Origin of the sequence: Pseudomonas sp. Root71 (assembly GCF_001429045.1) — a bacterium.
GTDB classification, from domain to species: Bacteria; Pseudomonadota; Gammaproteobacteria; order Pseudomonadales; family Pseudomonadaceae; genus Aquipseudomonas; species Aquipseudomonas monachiensis.
Window position 1 is genome coordinate 484575 of the sequence record NZ_LMHY01000029.1, and the last position, 18820, is coordinate 503394.

The window sequence follows — 18820 nt, forward strand, 5'->3', positions numbered from 1 at the left end:
TACTTCTACTTCTAATAAACATGCAGATGCTTCGATATGGGTGCAAAGCGGCGTGATTTCGGGCGTTTCCACGCAAAAACAAACCCCGCTTTCCAAGGCGGGGTTTTCAGTCAGCGGTCCTGCGCTTCCTTGGCGTCCATTTCCGCATTGCGTTCGGCGACGCGCTTGCGTTGCTCTTCGGTCAGTTCGACCTTGTTGGCGGTGTCGCGCAGCAGCATCAGGCCACCAACGATCGAGCCGATGGCAACGACCAGAATCAACCAGGCATACCAGGGCATAGGACTCTCCTTGAAAAGCAGGCGGTCGGCGAGGGTTCGCCAACCGATCGTGCATACCGTTTTGAGTGATGGGGTTTCATCGCAGTTCCATCGCTATCACCCCATTCTATGCCTGTTGTTCAAGGTTCACTCGAACGCTTTCACAGTCCGGTCAGCATCGCATCCGCCGGGGCGTCTGCGCGCAGTTGTGCGGTGAGCATGAAGTACACGAAACCTGCCGCCATGAAACCCAGGAAGATCAGGCCGATCAACGTGTTGAACCAGGCCATCGCCACCAGGCATACCACCGCCAGCATCAGTGCAATGAACGGCACCAGCGGGTAGCAGGGGGCGCGGAAGGTGCGTTCCAGGTTCGGCTCGGTTTTGCGCAGCTTGAACAGGCTGAGCATGCTCATGATGTACATCACGATGGCGCCAAACACGGCCATGGTGATCATCGCGGCGGTCAGCGTCATGCCGCCGAGGTTGATCAAGCCGTCGCTGTAGATGGCAGCAATGCCGATCACGCCGCCGGCGATGATCGCCCGGTGCGGGGTTTGAAAGCGTGACAATCTGGCCAGGGAGGACGGCAGGTAACCGGCCCGGGCGAGGGCGAAGAACTGCCGCGAGTAGCCAAGAATGATCCCGTGGAAACTCGCCACCAGCCCAAACAGGCCGATCCACACCAGCATGTGCAACCAGCCCGAGCTTTCGCCGACCACGGTTTTCATCGCCTGGGGCAGCGGGTCATTGATGTTCGACAGGGTGCGCCAGTCGCCGACGCCACCGGCGAAGAACATCACGCCCATCGCCAGCAGCACCAGGGTCAGGATACCGCTGATGTAAGCCTTGGGAATCGTGCGTTTCGGGTCCTTGGCTTCTTCGGCGGCCATGGCTGCGCCTTCGATGGCGAGGAAGAACCAGATGGCGAAGGGGATCGCCGCGAACATCCCGGCAATCGCCGGAGCACCGAATACATCGGAACCGGCCCAGCCATTGAGGGCGAAGTTGCTGAAACTGAATGCCGGGGCGACCACGCCCATGAACACCAGCAACTCGGCGACCGCCAGCACGCAGACCACCAGTTCGAAGGTTGCTGCCAGTTTCACGCCGAGGATGTTGAGACCCATGAATACGATGTAGGCACCGACTGCCGCGTGTTTCGGGTCCAGGGCTGGAAACTGGACATTGAGGTAGGCGCCGATGGCCAGGGCGATCGCCGGCGGGGCGAAGACGAATTCGATCAGTGTCGCCAGTCCGGCGATCAACCCGCCTTTCTCGCCAAAGGCACGACGGCTGTAGGCAAAGGGACCTCCGGCGTGGGGAATGGCGGTGGTCAGTTCGGTGAAACTGAAGATGAAGCAGGTGTACATGGTGGCGACCATGAATGAGGTCACCAGAAAGCCCAGGGTCCCGGCTACGCCCCAGCCATAGCTCCAGCCGAAATACTCACCGGAAATCACCAGCCCGACCGCAATGCCCCACAGGTGCAAGGTGCCCAGCGTGGGTTTGAGTTGTGTGTTCATGGGTTTGCTCCCTGAGTGGTTTGGAACGCTCAGGGGAGGTCAGTGCAGTGGGCGTGCCATTTCACGATTACGCGTCGTAATGGGCTGAAAGCTGTCGTATCGGGGATGTTCGCCACTGGATGCGCGAATATTGTGCGTCAGTCAGGGGCGCGTTTGTTGTAAATGCGGCTTTCGCGAGCAAGCCCGCGTACCCGCTCCCCAACACCGCTGCAACGCGCAGGTTGGGTATTTCAATGCAGGTGCGGGCAGCGCTTGATGCTCAGGCTTGCTGAGTGAGGCACTCGCGCAACGCCGTTTGCCAGTCTGGTTGACTGACACCCCAATCGCGCTGCAAGCGACTGCAATCCAGGCGCGAGTTGAGCGGTCGGGCTGCGGGTGTCGGGTAGTCGCTGGACGGGATCGGTAACAGGTCGGCGCAGGGCTTGCCCTGTTTTCGCAGCGCTTCACCGATCGCCTGGGCGAAGCCGAACCAGGAGGTCTCACCTTGAGCGGTCAGGTGATAAGTACCCCAGTTGGCGACCTGGCTCGTCTGCCAGCGCTCAATCAGGGCAAGGGTGCTATCGGCGATTGTACCTGCCCATGTAGGTGCTCCGATTTGATCGGCGACTACACGTAACTCCGGTTTCTCTTGCAGCAAGCGCTGCATCGTCAACAGAAAATTGCGGCCATGGGTTGAATAGACCCAACTGGTACGCAGGATCAGGTGTTTACCTTGCACGTCCCTGATAGCTTGTTCACCGGCCAGTTTGCTCTTGCCGTACACCCCGAGCGGATTTGGCGTGTCGTCCTCGTTATAAGGTCCGGCTTTACTCCCGTCGAATACATAGTCCGTGGAGTAATGTATCAACGGTATGTCCAGAGCCAGCGCTTCTTCGGCAAGGATGCCGGGAGCTACCGCGTTTATGGCAAAAGCTGGTTGCGGCTCGCTTTCCGCCAGATCAACCGCTGTATGGGCCGCTGCATTGACGATCAGATCGGGCCGGATGTTTTGCACCTGACGGCGAATCTGATCGGGTTGAGCGAGATCGAGCTGATCGCGACCCAATACGATCAGTTCGCCGACAGCCCCCAGCCGCCGTTGTAATTCATGTGAAACCTGACCGTGTCGGCCATTGATGAGTATTTTCACGGGAACAGTCCAGTCTCGTTACCGGGCGAATCGGGCTCGCACAGGTTCATTGCTCTTCCCCTGCCAGCTTGGCCAGGTACTGGCCATACCCGGTTTTGCCAAAGTACCGGGCGCGCTCCATCAACTGCTCGCGGTCGATCCAGGCATTTTCATAGGCGATCTCTTCGAGGCAGGCGACTTTGAGGCCCTGGCGGTGTTCGATGGTCTGCACGTACTGAGAGGCTTCGAGCAAGCTATCGTGGGTGCCGGTGTCGAGCCAGGCGAAACCTCGACCAAAACGCTCGACCTGCAGATCGCCACGTTGCAGATAGGCATTGTTGACGTCGGTGATTTCCAGCTCGCCACGAGGCGAAGGTTTCACCGCCTTGGCGATCTCGATCACATCGTTGTCGTAGAAATACAGGCCGGTAACGGCATAGCTGGATTTCGGCGCTTTCGGTTTTTCTTCGATCGAAAGGGCACGGCCATCGCTGTCGAAATCAATCACGCCGAAGCGCTCGGGGTCCTTGACCCAGTAGCCGAACACGGTGGCGCCGCGGGTGCGTTTTGCCGCGCTCTGCAATTGTTCGCCAAAGTGCTGACCATGGAAGATGTTATCGCCCAGGATCAGGCACACAGGGTCATCGCCAATGAACTCTTCGCCAATCAGAAACGCCTGGGCCAGACCGTCCGGCGAGGGTTGCTCGGCAAAGCTGAAATTCACCCCGAACTGGCTGCCGTCACCCAGCAGATTGCGATACTGGGGCAGATCCTGCGGGGTGGAGATCAGCAGGATATCCTTGATGCCGGCCAGCATCAGCACCGAGATCGGATAGTAGATCATTGGCTTGTCGTAGACCGGCAACAGCTGTTTCGACACTCCAAGCGTAATCGGGTGCAGGCGCGTGCCCGAGCCACCCGCCAAAACGATGCCTTTCATCATGCGAGCAGCTCCTTGGGATTGATGGCGCCAAGGCGTTCGCCCTGATAGCTGCCGTCTTGAACGCGGCGGCACCATTGCATATTGTCCAGGTACCATTGAACGGTTTTGCGCAGGCCGGTTTCGAAGGTCTCTTCGGGCACCCAGCCCAGTTCGCGTTCAATCTTGCCGGCATCGATTGCATAGCGCAGGTCATGCCCGGGGCGATCCTGGACGAACGTGATCAGGTCGGCGTAATGCGCAACGCCCTCAGGCTTGAGCGGTGCCAATTCTTCGAGCAGGGCGCAGATACCACGCACCACGTCGATGTTCTTTTGTTCGTTGTGCCCGCCGATGTTGTAGGTCTCGCCAACGGCGCCGGTGGTCACCACTTTGAGCAGTGCCCGGGCGTGATCCTCGACGAACAGCCAGTCGCGCACTTGCAGGCCATTGCCATACACCGGCAGCGGCTTGCCGGCCAGAGCATTGAGGATGACCAGCGGAATCAGTTTCTCGGGGAAGTGGAACGGCCCGTAATTGTTCGAGCAATTGGTCAGCAGCACCGGCAAGCCATAGGTTCGCTGCCAGGCGCGGACCAGGTGGTCGGACGCTGCCTTGCTGGCGGAGTAGGGCGAGCTCGGCGCGTAGGGCGTCGTTTCCGTGAACAGATCATCGACACCGTGCAGGTCGCCGTAAACCTCGTCAGTGGAAATGTGATGAAAGCGGAAGGCGCTTTTCTCAGGCTCCGGGAGGGCTTGCCAATAGGCGCGGGCGGCTTCGAGCAGGCTGTAGGTGCCGACAATGTTGGTCTGGATGAATTCCGATGGCCCGTCGATGGAGCGATCGACGTGGGACTCCGCTGCCAGGTGCATGATCGCGTGAGGGCGGAAACGCGCGAGCACCGCACTGACGGTCGCCTGATCGACAATATCGGCCTGAACGAACTCGTAGCGAGTGTCGTTGGCAATGCTGGTCAGCGATTCGAGATTGCCGGCATAGGTCAGTTTGTCCAGGTTGAGCACATCATGCTCAGTGTGTTGAATCAGCTCGCGGACAAGGGCCGAGCCTATGAAACCGGCTCCGCCGGTAATAAGGATACGCACGTTGGGCCAGCCTTCTTCAGTAATGCGAATAGCGTTAGCTTGCAGGCGCAAGCGGGGAGGCGCAAGAGATCTTGACCCCATTCGCTTGCGTCGCGTCAATCGGGCCGGATTATCCATGACTTGGAGCGTTCACTCACTACCCTGGCGCACAATTTAGAGCGCTATGTACGACACACCCGTTGTTCTCCTGGCCGGAGCACCTTCGCGCACCCTGTAACCCCGGCGTAAACCCACTCTTTACGCGTTCTTTATGCCCCGCAGGCACCCTCGGTCTCGTTCCTTTACAGCCTCCTTTCCGACAATGACTCCACACGCGGCAATACGCCGTAACACGGAGAACTTCCATGAGCGTTCTGGATGGGGTGTCGCTGCTGCTGGCAGTGGGGCTGTTCATTTATCTGTTGGTTGCGCTGCTGCGCGCGGACCGGAACTAGGAGTGGCCATGCACAATTATGACTATTGGCTGATCCTCGGGTTTTTTGCCCTGGTATTAGTCCCGGCGCCGTTTCTCGGGCGCTTCTACTACAAGGTGATGGAAGGGCAGCGCACGTGGCTGACGCCGATTCTCGGTCCTGTCGAGCGCGGTTGTTATCGTCTGGCCGGCGTCGATCCGCAGGCCGAACAGAGCTGGCAGAAGTACGCGCTGGCCTTGCTCGCCTTCAACTTCGCGGGTTTCCTGCTGCTGTTCGCGATCCTGTTGTTCCAGGACCACCTGCCACTGAACCCGCAGAGCCTGCCGGGACAGGAGTGGACGCTGGCGTTCAACACCGCCGTCAGCTTCATGACCAACACTAACTGGCAGGGCTACAGCGGCGAAGCCTCCCTGAGCTACTTGAGCCAGATGGCAGGCCTCACCGTGCAGAACTTCGTCAGCGCCGCCACTGGCCTGGCGGTACTGGTCGCGCTGTGTCGCGGCATCGGCCGCAAATCCACCCGGACCCTGGGCAACTTCTGGGTCGATATGACCCGTGCCACCCTCTACGGCCTGTTGCCGCTGTGCCTGCTGCTGGCGCTGTATCTGGTCTGGCAGGGCGTGCCGCAAACCTTCGCGCAGTACGTGAATGCGGTGACGATGCAGGGTGTTGACCAGGTGATCCCGCTGGGGCCGGCCGCCAGTCAGATTGCGATCAAGCAATTGGGCACCAACGGTGGCGGTTTCTTCGGCGTGAACTCGGCGCATCCGTTCGAGAACCCGACGGCGTGGAGCAATCTGTTCGAAATGGCCTCGATCATTCTGATCCCCGTCGCGCTGGTGTTCACCTTCGGCCATTACGTGAAGGACCTGCGCCAGAGCCGAGCGATCATCGCCTGCATGCTGGCGCTGTTCCTGATCGGCGGCGCAACCTCGCTGTGGGCTGAATACCAGCCGAATCCGGCCCTGAACAATGTCGCCGTCGAACAGACCGCGCCGCTCGAAGGCAAGGAAGCTCGCCTGGGCACCACTGCCACGGTGTTGTGGTCGGTGACCACCACGGCCGCGTCCAACGGTTCGGTGAACGGCATGCACGACAGCCTCAGCCCGCTGAGCGGCATGATGGCGCTGGTCAACATGATGGTGGGCGAAGTGATCTTCGGCGGCATCGGCGCAGGGCTCTACGGCATGTTGCTCAACGTGCTGATCGCGGTGTTCCTCGCTGGCCTGATGATCGGCCGTACTCCGGAATACCTCGGCAAGAAACTGCAGGCCAGGGAAGTGCAGTTGCTGGTGGTGACGTTGATGGTCATGCCGATTGGCGTGTTGGTGCTCGGCGCGATTGCCGCCAGCCTGCCTGGTCCTGTGGCCGCGGTGAGCAACCCTGGGCCTCACGGATTCAGTCAGTTGCTCTACGCCTACACCTCGGCCAGCGCCAACAACGGTTCCGCCTTTGCCGGCTTCGGTGCCAACACCCCCTTCCACAACCTGATGCTGGGCTTGGGCATGTTGATCGGTCGCTTCGGCTACATCCTCCCGGTCCTGGCCCTGGCCGGCAGCCTGGCGATGAAGAAAACCGCACCGATCGGGCAGAACAGCTTCCCGACCCACGGTCCGCTGTTCGTGACCCTGCTGACCGTGACCATTTTGCTGGTGGGCGGTTTGACCTTCCTGCCTACATTGGCGCTGGGTCCTATCGCTGAACATTTGAGTATGGTTGCTCTTCTGAAATAAGGAGCTAAGGAATCCATCATGAATATGCACGTTCCAGCTTCAAAACCTGCGTCACCGACCAAGTCGGTCGAAGCGCCAAAAACCGCTTTCTCGGCCCTGTGGCGTCCGGCGCTGGTGCAAGCCTTCGTCAAGCTCGACCCAAGGCAATTGCAGCGTGCGCCGGTGATGCTGGTGGTCGAACTGACGGCGATCCTGACCACCGTGCTGTGCTTCATTCCCGACACGGCAGTGCCGACCTTCGTCGCCGCACAAATCGCTGTATGGCTGTGGTTCACCGTGCTGTTCGCCAACTTCGCCGAAGCCCTGGCCGAAGGTCGCGGCAAGGCCCGCGCCGACAGCCTCAAGGCCGGCAGCGAAGGCCTCAGCGCCCGGCGCAGGACCGGCAACGGCAGCTTTCAGGTGGTGCCCGCCGCCAACCTGCGCAAAGGCGATGTGGTGCGCGTCGAGGCGGGAGAGATGATTCCCGGTGACGGCGAAGTGATCGAAGGTATCGCGGCGGTCAACGAAGCAGCGATTACCGGTGAATCGGCCCCCGTAATTCGCGAGTCCGGTGGTGACCGCTCGGCCGTTACCGGCAACACACGGCTGGTGTCCGACTGGCTGCTGGTGAAGATCACCGCCAACCCCGGCGAGTCGACCCTGGACCGCATGATCGCCCTGGTCGAAGGCGCCAAACGCCAGAAAACCCCGAACGAAGTGGCGCTAGACATCCTGCTGATCGGCCTGACCCTGATCTTCCTGCTGGTGGTCGTCACCCTGCAACCGTTCGCCCACTTCGCCAATGGCAGCCTGCCACTGGTGTTCCTGGTGGCGCTGTTGGTCACGTTGATTCCGACCACCATCGGCGGTTTGCTGTCGGCCATCGGTATCGCCGGGATGGATCGCCTGGTGCGCCTGAACGTGATCGCCAAGTCCGGTCGTGCGGTGGAAGCGGCGGGGGACGTGCACGTCCTGCTGCTGGACAAGACCGGCACCATCACCTTTGGTAACCGTCGTTGCTCGGCGGTGTATGCCGCGCCTGGCGTCACTGCCAGGGAACTGGCTGAAGGCGCGTTGTTTGCCTCGCTGGCCGATGACACGGCTGAAGGCAAGTCCATCGTTGAGTACTTGCGTGGCCTTCACCCTCAGCCGGAGCCATCCGCCGAGCTGTTGACCGCTGTGCCGTTCAGTGCTGAAACCCGCTTGTCCGGTGTCGACTATCAGGGGCGCGTGTACCGCAAGGGCGCGGTGGATTCGTTGTTGGCGTTCGTGGACCTCAAGCGCGCTGATCTGGCTGCATCGTTGTCCCGTGAGATCGACAAGATCGCCCAAAGCGGCGGCACCCCGTTGCTGGTGTGTGCCGACGGCAAGTTGCTGGGTGCGATCCACCTCAAGGACGTGGTCAAGCCCGGTATCCGCGAGCGTTTCGCCGAGTTGCGCAAGCTGGGGATCCGCACCGTCATGGTCACCGGCGACAATCCGTTGACCGCCGCTGCCATCGCCGCTGAAGCGGGTGTGGACGATGTGCTGGCCGAAGCCACGCCGGAGAAAAAACTGGCGCGCATTCGTCACGAGCAAAACGACGGTCGTCTGGTTGCCATGTGCGGCGACGGCGCCAACGACGCCCCGGCCCTGGCCCAGGCGGATGTCGGCATGGCGATGAACGACGGTACGCAAGCGGCCCGTGAAGCGGCCAACATGGTCGACCTCGACAGCGACCCGACCAAGCTGCTGGACGTGGTGCAGATCGGCAAGGAATTGCTGGTCACCCGCGGTGCGCTGACGACCTTTTCCATCGCCAACGACGTGGCCAAGTACTTCGCGATCCTGCCGGCGCTGTTCGCCGCGATCTACCCGCAACTGGGCGTGCTCAACGTGATGCACCTGAGCAGCCCGCAGAGCGCGATTCTCTCGGCGATCGTGTTCAACGCCCTGATCATTGTGGTGCTGATTCCGCTGGCGTTGCGCGGAGTGCGGGTTCATGCGGCGAGTGCGGCGGCGTTGCTGCGGCGCAACCTGCTGATCTACGGCCTGGGCGGGATCCTGGTGCCGTTCGTGGGCATCAAGGCGATCGACATGCTGTTGACGGCGTTGCATCTGGTTTGACTGCGTGGTGTGCCAGATAAGCCGCCATCGTCGGAACGCCGCCCGGAGCAAGCTCGCTCCCACAAAAGCACCTCATACCCTGTGGGAGCGAGCTTGCTCGCGATGGATGCGCCACGGTGTACCTGACTTGTGAATTAGAGGATTTTGAAATGTCCACATTGATACGCCCGGCCCTGAGCCTGCTGGTCCTGATGACGCTGATCACCGGCGTCGCTTATCCACTGGTGGTCACCGGCGTGGCCCAGGTCGCGTTCCCGGATCAGGCCAACGGCAGCCTGGTGCGGGATGCCGAAGGCAAGGTCCGCGGTTCCTCGCTGATCGCCCAGGATTTCGTCGGCGACGCCTGGTTTCACCCGCGTCCTTCGGCCGGTGCCTTTGCCACCGTGTCGAGCAGTGCCAGCAACCTGTCGCCGAGCAACCCGGCGCTGGCGACGCGGGTGATCGACGATGCCAGCAAACTGTTGGTGCCAGGGCAGGGGCCGGTGCCATTGGCGCTGCTCACTACATCCGGCAGCGGTCTGGATCCGCACTTGCCACCGGCGGCGATTGCCTATCAACTGGCGCGTGTCGCGACGGCGCGCAACCTGCCGGTCGCAACGCTGCAACAACTGCTGGATGCCCACGTCGAGCAACCACTGATAGGCCCGCCGGTGGTGAATGTGCTTGAGTTGAATCGGGCGCTGGAAAAACTGTAGATCAAAAGATCGCAGGCTTCGCCAGCTCCTACAGGATGTACGCCATCTGGCGTAGGAGCTGCCGCAGGCTGCGATCTTTTAATGCCACACCCAACTATCAAGTCAAACAAGGCAATGAAAATGAGCAACTCCGGCCGCGCCGACGCGCTGTTAGCAGACCTGCCCCGCGATGGCCGTGGCCGGCTCAAGGTATTTCTCGGTGCCGCACCGGGTGTCGGCAAGACCTACGCCATGCTGCAAGCGGCCCACACCCAGTTGCGTCAAGGGGTGAAGGTCATCGCCGGCGTCGTCGAAACCCACGGCCGGGCCGAAACCGAAGCACTGCTCGGCGGCTTGTCGCAACAGCCGTTGGTACGTTCCGAGTACCGTGGCGTGTTGCTCGAAGAAATGGACCTCGACGGTCTGCTCCTCGCCAAACCGAAGCTGGTGCTGGTCGACGAACTGGCGCACACCAACGCTCCGGGCAGCCGCCACGAAAAGCGCTGGCAGGACATTCAGGAACTGCTCGCCGCCGGCATCGACGTGTACACCACGGTCAACGTCCAGCATCTGGAAAGCCTCAACGACCAGGTGCGCGGCATCACTGGCGTGCAGGTCCGCGAGACCCTGCCTGATTGGGTGTTGCAGGAAGCCTACGAACTGCTGCTGATCGACTTGCCGCCACGGGAGCTGCTGGAGCGCCTGCGCGACGGCAAGGTCTATGTGCCGGAGCAGGCGCGGGCGGCCATCGACGCGTTCTTTTCCCAGACTAACCTCACGGCCCTGCGCGAACTGGCGATGCAAACCGCGGCGGCTCAGGTCGATAATGATCTGGCCCAGGGGTATCGTCAGTTGGGGCAAGCGGCGCCGGCCGTGCGCGGGCGATTGCTGGTGGGGGTCGACGGCGATGCCCAGGCCGAGCGCCTGGTACGCCATGCCAGTCGCGTGGCCCAGCGGCGGCACCTGCCCTGGAGCCTGGTGCACGTGGACAACGGCAGCGTGCGTGACGAGCAGTCCCGCCTGCGTCTGCAGAGCGCCCAGCAACTGGCCGAGCGCCTGGGCGGCGAAGTGGTGTTGCTGCGCGCCGGTGAAGTGGCGAAAACCCTGATCCAGCATGCCGCCGAACGCCGCGCCAGCCTGGTGCTGGTCGGCCAGTCCCGGCCGAGACTGCGTCGACGTCTGTTCGGTGGCGGGTTGGCGGCGCGACTGCTGCGTAATGCACGTGGGCTGGAGATCAACGTTCTCGACAGCGATCACCAACAGCTTCAACCCCATCAGCGGTCGATGCATTCACTGGTCTGGTTCGACTATGCATTGGCCGTGGTCGCGACGGTTCTGGCCAGCGCCCTGGCCTGGGCGGTGGCGAGTGTTTTGCCACTGCCGAACATTTCCCTGGTGTTCCTTGCAGCGGTATTGCTGGTGGCGGTGCGCAGCAGCCTCGGGCCGGCGCTGGCTTGTGCGGCGCTGTCGTTCCTGACCTACGACTTCCTGTTCATTCCACCGAATTTCTCTTTCAGCATCCAGCGCGAGGAAGACGTGCTGACCTTGCTGTTCTTCCTGCTGATGGCGGCCCTCACTGGCAACCTCGCGGCGCGCCAGCGCCGGCAATTGCAGGCATTGCGCGATACCCAGGAAGAGACCACTGAACTGCTTGACCTGTCCCGCAAACTCACCGCCGCCACCGACCGCCAGGCCGTGGTCAGCGCGGCTGCCCAGCACCTTAATGGTTGGAGTGATGTGCAACTGTGCCTGCTCAATCGCGACGGGCAAAACGGCTGGCAAGTCGAAACCGGTGGCCCCCTGGAGTTCAGCGAAGCCGAGCGCGGCGCCGCCGATTGGGCCTGGCAGCACGATCAACCCGCGGGTGCGGGCACCGGCACCTTGCCGTTCGGCCGCTGGTGGTGGTGGCCATTGTCGGTGGAGGACGGACCGCTGGCGTTGCTTGGCGTGTGCGCCAGGGAAGGCCAGACTCTGAGCGGCCAGCGCCGACGCTTGTTGACCGCACTGAGCCAGCCGCTGGCCCAGGCGCTGGCCCGGGCGCAACTGGCCGACGATCTGGAAGCGGCGCGGCTGCACGGCGAAACCGAGCAACTGCGCAGCGCCTTGCTGGCGTCGGTGTCCCATGACCTGCGTACACCGCTGACGTCCATGCGCGGCAGTATCGACAGCCTGCTGGCCCTGGGGGAAGCGATCCCGCTGGAGGACAGACGTGAGTTGCTCGAAGGCACCCGCGATGAAGCCGAGCGCCTGGACCGCTACATTCAAAACCTGCTCGACATGACCCGCCTCGGCCACGGTGCCTTGAAGCTGGCACGGGACTGGGTGTCGCCGGCAGACATCGTCGGCAGTGCGCGCAATCGCCTGCGGGCAGTCCTTGCGCCGTTGCAGGTCAGCACCGACGTACTGGCCGAGTTACCGTTGCTGTATGTGCATGCCGCGCTGATCGAACAGGCACTGATCAACGTGATGGAAAACGCCGCGCGGTTTTCGCCACCCCACGGGCGCTTGCAACTGCGCGCCGGGGCCGATGACAGCGAGCTGTTTTTCTCGGTCAGCGATGAGGGGCCGGGGATTCCGGAAGAGGAACGGGCGAAAATTTTCGACATGTTCTACACCGCAGCGCGGGGTGATCGCGGCGGGCAGGGTACCGGGCTGGGGCTGGCGATTTGTCAGGGCATGGTCGGTGCCCATGGCGGTCGCATCAGTGTCGCCGACGGCATCGAGGGGCGCGGCACCTGCATCACGTTGCACCTGCCGCTGCAGGCTCAGCCGGGATACGACAGTGAAGCCTGATCGTGCTTGCGCTACTCTCTTGCCACTTCTTTGTGTTGATGTGAATTCATGAGCCAGACCCCGACCATCCTGATCATTGACGACGAACCGCAGATCCGCAAATTCCTGCGCATCAGCCTCGTTTCCCAGGGCTACAAAGTGCTGGAGGCGGGTACCGGCAGCGAAGGATTGGTGCAAGCTGCGTTGAACAAACCGGACTTGCTGGTGCTCGACCTCGGCTTGCCGGACATGGACGGCCAACAGGTATTGCGTGACTTTCGCGAGTGGTCGACGGTGCCGGTGCTGGTGCTCTCCGTGCGCGCCAGTGAAGGGCAGAAAGTCGAGGCCCTGGATGGCGGCGCCAATGACTACGTGACCAAGCCATTCGGCATTCAGGAATTCCTGGCGCGGATCCGTGCGTTATTGCGCCAGGTGCCCGCAGGCGAGGCGCAACCAGCGGCGCTGAGCTTCGGTCCGTTGACGGTCGACCTGGCGTATCGCCGGGTGCTGCTCGACGATGTCGAAGTCGCGCTGACCCGCAAGGAATACGCCGTGCTGGCGCAACTGGCGCGGCATCCAGGGCGGGTGATCACCCAGCAGCAATTGCTCAAGGACATCTGGGGGCCGACCCACACCGAAGACACTCACTACCTGCGCATCGTGGTCGGGCACTTGCGCCAGAAACTGGCGGATGACCCGACCCAGCCCAGGTTCATCGTCACTGAGGCAGGGGTGGGGTATCGGTTGTTGGGTGAGGGTAGCCTTTAGATCTTCGTTGCCTGATAGTCACCCGAGAACCTTCAGGCGTTCAGTTCTGCTCATTCTCATACCGGTCCAGCGTATCCCGCGCAATCTCCCGTCCCAGCGCGATCAATTCCGGCGCCTTGTAGAACTCGAAAAAACGGCACACGCGCTTGGGCACGTTGATCAGGATGTCCGGCGGATACCCGGCAATCTTGTACTGCGCCAGCGACGTCTGCATCACCTCGAAACTCTGGTTGATCAAATCCAGCAAGGACGCCGGCCCAACGTTGTCGATGATGAACGAACCGGTGGCGGAGCGGGGGGCGCCACTGGCTTCCGGAGCCGCCGCCGGTTGCTGCGCTTCGGGTTCGGCGGATTCGATCCACGGGTTGAGGTCCGCCCCTTCGGCCCTCAGGGCCTCCTGCTCGAGGATCAACAATTGCTCGGCCTGTTTGCGGCGGAACGGCAGCTTCGAGCCAAGGGAATTGATCAGGCTGTCGAAGCGGGTCTTGAAGGCGGCGGGACGCTGGATGACCGGCAATTGATAGTGGCGCTGATTGGTGGAGTTGAGGTTGACCGCGATGATCAAGTCGCAATGGCTCGACACCACCGGCACGATCGGCAGCGGGTTGAGAATGCCGCCATCGACCAGCATGCGGTTGCCCTGCATCACCGGGGTGAACAGGCTGGGAATCGCCGCCGAGGCGCGCATGGCCTGATGCAGGCATCCTTCCTGGAACCAGATTTCCTGCTGGTTGGTCAGGTCGGCGGCAACGGCGGTGTAGGGGATGCGCAAATCCTCGATGTTGATCTCGCCGACGATCTTGCGGATCTGCCCGAAGACTTTCTCGCCACGAATCGCCCCCAGGCGAAAACTGACGTCCACCAGGCGCAACACGTCGAGATAGTCCAGGCTCTCGATCCAGTCGCGGTAGTCATTGAGTTTGCCGGCGGCGTAGATTCCGCCCACCACCGCGCCCATGGAGCATCCGGCGATACAGGCAATGTCATACCCGCGCCGTTCGATCTCTTCAATGACCCCGATATGTGCATAACCCCGGGCTCCACCCGAGCCCAATACCAGTGCGACGCGCTTTTTCATGAATCGCCCTCGTTTGAATGGTTCAACAATGCACCCATCGAGGGCCATGCTTCAATCGCCATGGTCGTACGAGGGGACAAGAGCGTCGTATTTTCGACACTCCATGGCGGCACATGGTTATTCTCGTCGGCGCTATAGTTTGCACAGCGGACCAACGGCACTTTTCAGGTGCCACAACGTCTTACCTGCATGACTGTTGACCTATTCTTGAGGAGTGAATGATGAAAGCCTGGATCTGCGTGCCATTGATTGCCCTGGCGCTCGCCGGTTGTGCCGGCAAAACCGCTTATCGCGACAGCTGTGGTAGTAATCTGGATGCGGCATGGCATGAACTGGACCTGGCCAAGGCCGAAGGGTTCGCCGGGACTGTCAGTTACTCCAAGGCCCTGTCGCTGTTGACCGCGGCCAAGACCCAGCAGCAATTCGAGGGGTTCGAAGGCTGCACCAGGAAAGCCGAGAAGGCTCGTTTCTATATTCGTGAATCGCGCGCGGGGCGTTAAAAGCGAAAAGCGGTTACAAGCTCTAAGCTGCAAGCTGCAAGATCTTTCGAGTTTGCAGCCTGGAGCTTGCAACCTGGCGCTGTTTACGGAGTAAACCCCCATGATCGATCGGTTGGTGGCTCAGGTTCTGGGCCTGGAAGTTCGTCTGCTTGCCTGTCAGGCCCGCTTGAAAGAGCGTACAGACCCTGAAGCGTTACACGACCTGCGCACAACCATGCGGCGGTTACGCAGCCTGTTGCGGCCCTTGCGCGGGCTGCCCGGTGTCGAACAACTGGAAGCGGCCGCCTCCCGGGTGGGCGAACTGAGCACACCTTTACGCGATCGCGAAGTGTTGGCGGCGTACCTGCTCCAGCACCATCAACCCCAAGCCGCACAGTGGCGCATGGCGCAAATGGCCGAGGCCTATCCGGCCGTGGCAGCCAGTCCCGAGCTCGCGCAAATGCTGATCGTCCTCGATGCGTTTCCACGTTTTCTACGTGCTGCCCAGCGCCAGGGATTGCTCAAGGGGCTGCGCAAGCGCATCGAAAAACGCCTGGGCAAGCAGTGGAAAAAACTCGACGAGGCACTGCACGATCCGACCCACGACCGTCATCGGCTGCGCTTGTTGATCAAGCGCGTGCGCTATGGCATCGACGCCTACCCCGAACTGGACCGTTTGCCGAAAGCGGCCATGCCCCGGTTGAAGTCGGCCCAGGGCGCACTGGGTGACTGGCACGATTGCGTGCAATGGCTGGCGATGGCTGAACGGGAAGCGGATTTGCAACCCTGTGTTGCTGTCTGGGAAGCCACCATGGCCGAGGCTGAAAGCCGTGCGGATCGGGTGCTGGAAAAACTCGGCAAGGCCTGTTTCAAATCCTGAGACCTCCCCGGATCCATTGTAGGAGCGAGCCTTGTTGGGCTCATCTGTCAGTCAATTTGGCCGGAATAGGCGATGTATCAACTTCGCCAGATGGTTAAGATCCCTTCATCTTTTCCGATCCCAGAGGTTTTCATGCGTTTTTCCGAACTGCTCGACGCTGTCCGCGGCCAGCCGCTGGAGCTGTCTATCCCGGCCTCCTGGGCTCAGGGGCGGGCCAGTTTCGGTGGCCTGGTGGCCGCTTTGCAGTACGAAGCCATGCGCGCCCGGGTTCCGGCGGATCGGCCGGTGCGTTCGTTGGCAATCACCTTCGTCGGCCCGGTTGAGCCCGAGGTGCCGGTCAGTTTTGAGGTCGACGTACTGCGCGAAGGCAAGGCCGTCAGCCAAGTGCTGGGCCGGGTAGTGCAGAAGGGGCAGGTGGTGACATTGATCCAGGGCAGCTTCGGTGCCTCGCGCCCCTCGGAAGTGGCGGTGGCCGCTGAACCGGCACCTGAAATGAAGCACTGGGACGAATGCCAGGAGTTGCCTTTCGTCGAAGGCGTCATCCCTGAGTTCATGCGGCATCTGGCGATGCGCTGGAGTGTCGGCGGGTTGCCGTTCAGCGGTAGCACATCCCGGCAAATGGGTGGCTGGGTACGCTTGCGCGGCGACGTAAAGGAAGAGGCCATCGGCGAGGCGCATATCCTGGCGCTGGTGGACGCCTGGCCGCCGGCCCTGATGCCGTTTTTGAAGAAGCCGGCGATGGGTAGCACGCTGACCTGGACCATCGAGTTCGTGCAACCGCTGCTGGAACTGAACACCCTGGACTGGTGTAAATACCTCGTCGAGACCGAATACGCCGCCGACGGCTACGGGCATGCGGCCGCAAAAATGTGGAGCGCGGATGGCCGGTTGATCGCCATGAGCCGGCAGACGGTGACCGTGTTCGCCTGATCAGTGACGGCGGTGGCGCTCACGCCAGGCGCGCCACCAGCCACCGCTGAGGAAGAACCGCGGAAACGTCAGGAACTGCTCGACCAACAGGCGTGATACTGCATCCTTGCGATCGCTGAAGGGTTCGGAGGCCTGGGTCTCCAGGCTGTGGCCGTGGCGTTGCAAGGCCATCGCCGCGATCACACCGATCACGCCGATGGCGATATTTGCCAGGCTCAGGCTGAACACCCCGGTCACAATCAGTAGAAATGCCACGATGAACAGCGGCACCGCGATCAGATGCAGCACCAGATTGGTCGGGTGCTGATGATTGTTCGGGTACGCTCGCCATTGCCAGGCGGGTAGGTTGGGGTGACGTTTACCCATGATGCCGATCCTCGATCCATGTTGAACACATGTAGGAAGAATAGGCCCGGTCTATGCTGGCGGCGAATCAAGGCTGGCTATTGGTTTGATAGGCGTCATGTTCAAATTTGATGTGGATTCGACTGACGCCTTCGCGAGCAAGCCCGCTCCCACAGGGGAATGCATTTCAACTGTGGGAGCGGGCTTGCTCGCGAAGAGTCCCTCAAAGCTTCAACTGACCTATCGCCTTGCTCAGTTCCCCGGCCAACGCCGCCAGCTCATTGCTGGTGGTCGCCGACGTCACCGTCTGTTGCACCGTGTTCTCGGTCACGTCACGGATGCTCACCACCGCTCGGTTCATCTCTTCCGCCACCTGGCTTTGCTGCTCGGCCGCCACCGCGATCTGTGTATTGCTTTCACGCATTTGCGCCACTGCGCCGGTAATCTCGGCCAGTGCCGCGCCGGCCTCTTGCGCCTGTTGTACGCAGTCGTCGGCCTTGAACGAACTCTCTTGCATGAAATCCACGGCGTCCCGCGTGCCAGCCTGCAACGCCGAGACCATGAGGGTGATTTCATCCGTGGAAGCCTGTACACGTTTGGCGAGGTTGCGTACTTCATCGGCGACCACCGCGAAGCCGCGGCCCATCTCGCCGGCCCGGGCCGCTTCGATGGCGGCGTTCAGCGCCAGCAGGTTGGTCTGCTCGGCGATGCTGTGAATCACGTTGACCACGCCATTGATCTTCTGGCTGTCCTCGGCCAGCCGTTGAATCATCTCGGCGGTCTGCTGGACGCCGGTGGACAGTCCGGCAATCGACCGTTGCACCCGTGTCACGACCTCCTGCCCACTGCCGGCCAGGGTATTGGCCGATTGTGAAAGGTCACGGGTGGCGCCCGCGTGTTGGGCAATGTGATAGACCGTGGCGGTCATTTCATTGATCGCCGTGGCGGCCTGATCGGTTTCGCTTTGCTGGCCCAGCATGCCGTGGCGCACTTCATTCATGCTGGCCGCCAGCCGCGCAGCGCCGACGTCCAGTTGCCGGGCGGTGCTGGCGACGGTGTTGACCACCCGTTGATAACCGGCCTGCATGGCGTTGAAGGCGTTGGCCATTTGCCCGACTTCGTCGCTGCAAGCCAATGGCACGCGGGCCGACAGGTCGCCGGTTTTCTCCACGTGCAGCATGACGTCTTTCAAGGTGTTGAGCTGGCTGAGCAGGAAACGGATCAATAACTGCGATGCACCGAGCATTGCCAACATCAGGATGAACACGGCCAACGCGTAGTTGGCGAAGCGCTCGCTGAACACCTGGCTCAAGCTTGGGCCGTGGGCAATCACGGCGACCCGCTGGCCATCGGCACGGGTAAACACTTCGGCACCCATCAACGGATTGTCACCGAACAGCGGCATCAGGTTGATCTCGACCCAGCCGTTTGCATTGATGAGTTCGGGAATGGGGTGTTCATTCAGCGACGGCGCTTGTCCGCGATTGAACGTCAGCAGGTTGTCGGCGTGGGGTAGCGTTTGCCCGGCGGGCCAGGCTTCGAGCAATCGCGCCTGGGCCCGGGCCGAGGCCTGGGCGGCGTCACTGCGGGCCTGCTGTTCGAGCTGCACCGCGTATAGCACCAGCAACAGGGTGGTGACGAAAGCGACGGCGTTGACCGCCCAGAATTTGTATTTCAGCGAGATATTGCTAAGCCAGGCACCCATGGAGGTCTTCTCTGATAGCGGAAACAGTTTTGGCAAGGTGCCAGC

At 61.6% G+C, this 18820-nt stretch carries 17 protein-coding genes; 9 read left to right on the forward strand and 8 right to left on the reverse strand.

The genetic code is table 11. The features are described 5' to 3' along the window. Positions 1 to 110: 110 nt before the first annotated feature. The 5 genes from ASD95_RS28955 to rfbB form a co-directional block, all read right to left on the reverse strand. Positions 111 to 278 (reverse strand): DUF2897 family protein, encoded by a 168-nt coding sequence (locus ASD95_RS28955; protein ID WP_007985427.1) that lies wholly within the window; start codon positions 276 to 278, stop codon positions 111 to 113. 140 nt (positions 279 to 418) lie between these two features. Further along, a complete protein-coding gene (eat, locus tag ASD95_RS26000; RefSeq protein ID WP_056727138.1) occupies positions 419 to 1783 on the reverse strand; it encodes an ethanolamine permease in 1365 nt (454 codons plus the stop codon). Positions 1784 to 2042: 259 nt separating this feature from the next. Then, entirely contained in the window at positions 2043 to 2912 is an 870-nt protein-coding gene (gene rfbD, locus ASD95_RS26005) for a dTDP-4-dehydrorhamnose reductase (protein ID WP_056727137.1), read from the reverse strand. Positions 2913 to 2958: 46 nt separating this feature from the next. After that, positions 2959 to 3834: a glucose-1-phosphate thymidylyltransferase RfbA gene (rfbA, locus tag ASD95_RS26010; protein WP_056727136.1), complete on the reverse strand. Its 876-nt coding sequence runs from the start codon at positions 3832 to 3834 to the stop codon at positions 2959 to 2961. After that, positions 3831 to 4913 (reverse strand): dTDP-glucose 4,6-dehydratase, encoded by a 1083-nt coding sequence (rfbB, locus tag ASD95_RS26015; protein WP_056727439.1) that lies wholly within the window; start codon positions 4911 to 4913, stop codon positions 3831 to 3833. The genes rfbA and rfbB overlap by 4 nt, the downstream gene beginning before the upstream one ends. 344 nt (positions 4914 to 5257) lie before the next feature. Here rfbB and kdpF point away from each other — a divergent pair, with 344 nt between their 5' ends. The 6 genes from kdpF to ASD95_RS26040 all read left to right on the forward strand — a co-directional run bounded on the left by kdpF (position 5258) and on the right by ASD95_RS26040 (position 13358). Continuing rightward, a complete protein-coding gene (gene kdpF / locus ASD95_RS28960) occupies positions 5258 to 5347 on the forward strand; it encodes a K(+)-transporting ATPase subunit F (RefSeq protein WP_007899818.1) in 90 nt (29 codons plus the stop codon). An 8-nt stretch (positions 5348 to 5355) separates the two neighbouring features. Continuing rightward, positions 5356 to 7059, forward strand: coding sequence for a potassium-transporting ATPase subunit KdpA (gene kdpA, locus ASD95_RS26020; RefSeq protein ID WP_056727135.1), 1704 nt, complete (start codon positions 5356 to 5358; stop codon positions 7057 to 7059). 18 nt (positions 7060 to 7077) lie between these two features. Then, entirely contained in the window at positions 7078 to 9144 is a 2067-nt protein-coding gene (gene kdpB, locus ASD95_RS26025) for a potassium-transporting ATPase subunit KdpB (protein ID WP_056727134.1), read from the forward strand. 149 nt (positions 9145 to 9293) lie between these two features. After that, entirely contained in the window at positions 9294 to 9839 is a 546-nt protein-coding gene (gene kdpC / locus ASD95_RS26030) for a potassium-transporting ATPase subunit KdpC (protein ID WP_056727133.1), read from the forward strand. A gap of 120 nt (positions 9840 to 9959) precedes the next feature. After that, positions 9960 to 12611, forward strand: coding sequence for a sensor histidine kinase (locus tag ASD95_RS26035; RefSeq protein WP_056727132.1), 2652 nt, complete (start codon positions 9960 to 9962; stop codon positions 12609 to 12611). A 48-nt stretch (positions 12612 to 12659) separates the two neighbouring features. Beyond that, complete coding sequence (locus ASD95_RS26040; RefSeq protein WP_056727131.1) at positions 12660 to 13358, forward strand: response regulator; 699 nt, start codon at positions 12660 to 12662, stop codon at positions 13356 to 13358. Between the two features lie 40 nt (positions 13359 to 13398). On the opposite strand, the gene ASD95_RS26045 is transcribed toward ASD95_RS26040, so the two are convergent. Further along, entirely contained in the window at positions 13399 to 14436 is a 1038-nt protein-coding gene (locus ASD95_RS26045) for a patatin-like phospholipase family protein (RefSeq protein WP_056727130.1), read from the reverse strand. 221 nt (positions 14437 to 14657) lie between these two features. Here ASD95_RS26045 and ASD95_RS26050 point away from each other — a divergent pair, with 221 nt between their 5' ends. From ASD95_RS26050 to ASD95_RS26060, 3 genes are all read left to right on the forward strand, one after another. After that, positions 14658 to 14936: a hypothetical protein gene (locus ASD95_RS26050; protein ID WP_007973587.1), complete on the forward strand. Its 279-nt coding sequence runs from the start codon at positions 14658 to 14660 to the stop codon at positions 14934 to 14936. 100 nt (positions 14937 to 15036) lie between these two features. After that, entirely contained in the window at positions 15037 to 15795 is a 759-nt protein-coding gene (locus tag ASD95_RS26055) for a CHAD domain-containing protein (protein WP_056727129.1), read from the forward strand. A 132-nt stretch (positions 15796 to 15927) separates the two neighbouring features. Further along, positions 15928 to 16725, forward strand: a complete 798-nt coding sequence (locus ASD95_RS26060) for an acyl-CoA thioesterase (protein WP_056727128.1) — start codon at positions 15928 to 15930, stop codon at positions 16723 to 16725. Here the strand turns inward: ASD95_RS26060 and ASD95_RS26065 are convergent, their stop codons facing one another. Then, entirely contained in the window at positions 16726 to 17091 is a 366-nt protein-coding gene (locus tag ASD95_RS26065; protein ID WP_056727127.1) for an Mpo1-like protein, read from the reverse strand. Between the two features lie 202 nt (positions 17092 to 17293). Beyond that, the gene (locus tag ASD95_RS26070) at positions 17294 to 18775 is read right to left on the reverse strand and encodes a methyl-accepting chemotaxis protein (protein ID WP_056727126.1); all 1482 of its coding nucleotides are present in this window, start codon (positions 18773 to 18775) and stop codon (positions 17294 to 17296) included. Positions 18776 to 18820: the final 45 nt, after the last annotated feature.

Bases quoted from the DNA above. Each gene is read 5' to 3' on its own strand.
- ASD95_RS28955 (WP_007985427.1), bottom strand. From the start codon at position 278: ATGCCCTGGTATGCCTGGTTGATTCTGGTCGTTGCCATCGGCTCGATC.
- eat (WP_056727138.1), bottom strand. From the start codon at position 1,783: ATGAACACACAACTCAAACCCACGCTGGGCACCTTGCACCTGTGGGGC.
- rfbA (WP_056727136.1), bottom strand. From the start codon at position 3,834: ATGATGAAAGGCATCGTTTTGGCGGGTGGCTCGGGCACGCGCCTGCAC.
- kdpF (WP_007899818.1), top strand. From the start codon at position 5,258: ATGAGCGTTCTGGATGGGGTGTCGCTGCTGCTGGCAGTGGGGCTGTTC.
- kdpA (WP_056727135.1), top strand. From the start codon at position 5,356: ATGCACAATTATGACTATTGGCTGATCCTCGGGTTTTTTGCCCTGGTA.
- kdpB (WP_056727134.1), top strand. From the start codon at position 7,078: ATGAATATGCACGTTCCAGCTTCAAAACCTGCGTCACCGACCAAGTCG.
- kdpC (WP_056727133.1), top strand. From the start codon at position 9,294: ATGTCCACATTGATACGCCCGGCCCTGAGCCTGCTGGTCCTGATGACG.
- ASD95_RS26035 (WP_056727132.1), top strand. From the start codon at position 9,960: ATGAGCAACTCCGGCCGCGCCGACGCGCTGTTAGCAGACCTGCCCCGC.
- ASD95_RS26040 (WP_056727131.1), top strand. From the start codon at position 12,660: ATGAGCCAGACCCCGACCATCCTGATCATTGACGACGAACCGCAGATC.
- ASD95_RS26045 (WP_056727130.1), bottom strand. From the start codon at position 14,436: ATGAAAAAGCGCGTCGCACTGGTATTGGGCTCGGGTGGAGCCCGGGGT.
- ASD95_RS26050 (WP_007973587.1), top strand. From the start codon at position 14,658: ATGAAAGCCTGGATCTGCGTGCCATTGATTGCCCTGGCGCTCGCCGGT.
- ASD95_RS26055 (WP_056727129.1), top strand. From the start codon at position 15,037: ATGATCGATCGGTTGGTGGCTCAGGTTCTGGGCCTGGAAGTTCGTCTG.
- ASD95_RS26060 (WP_056727128.1), top strand. From the start codon at position 15,928: ATGCGTTTTTCCGAACTGCTCGACGCTGTCCGCGGCCAGCCGCTGGAG.
- ASD95_RS26065 (WP_056727127.1), bottom strand. From the start codon at position 17,091: ATGGGTAAACGTCACCCCAACCTACCCGCCTGGCAATGGCGAGCGTAC.
- ASD95_RS26070 (WP_056727126.1), bottom strand. From the start codon at position 18,775: ATGGGTGCCTGGCTTAGCAATATCTCGCTGAAATACAAATTCTGGGCG.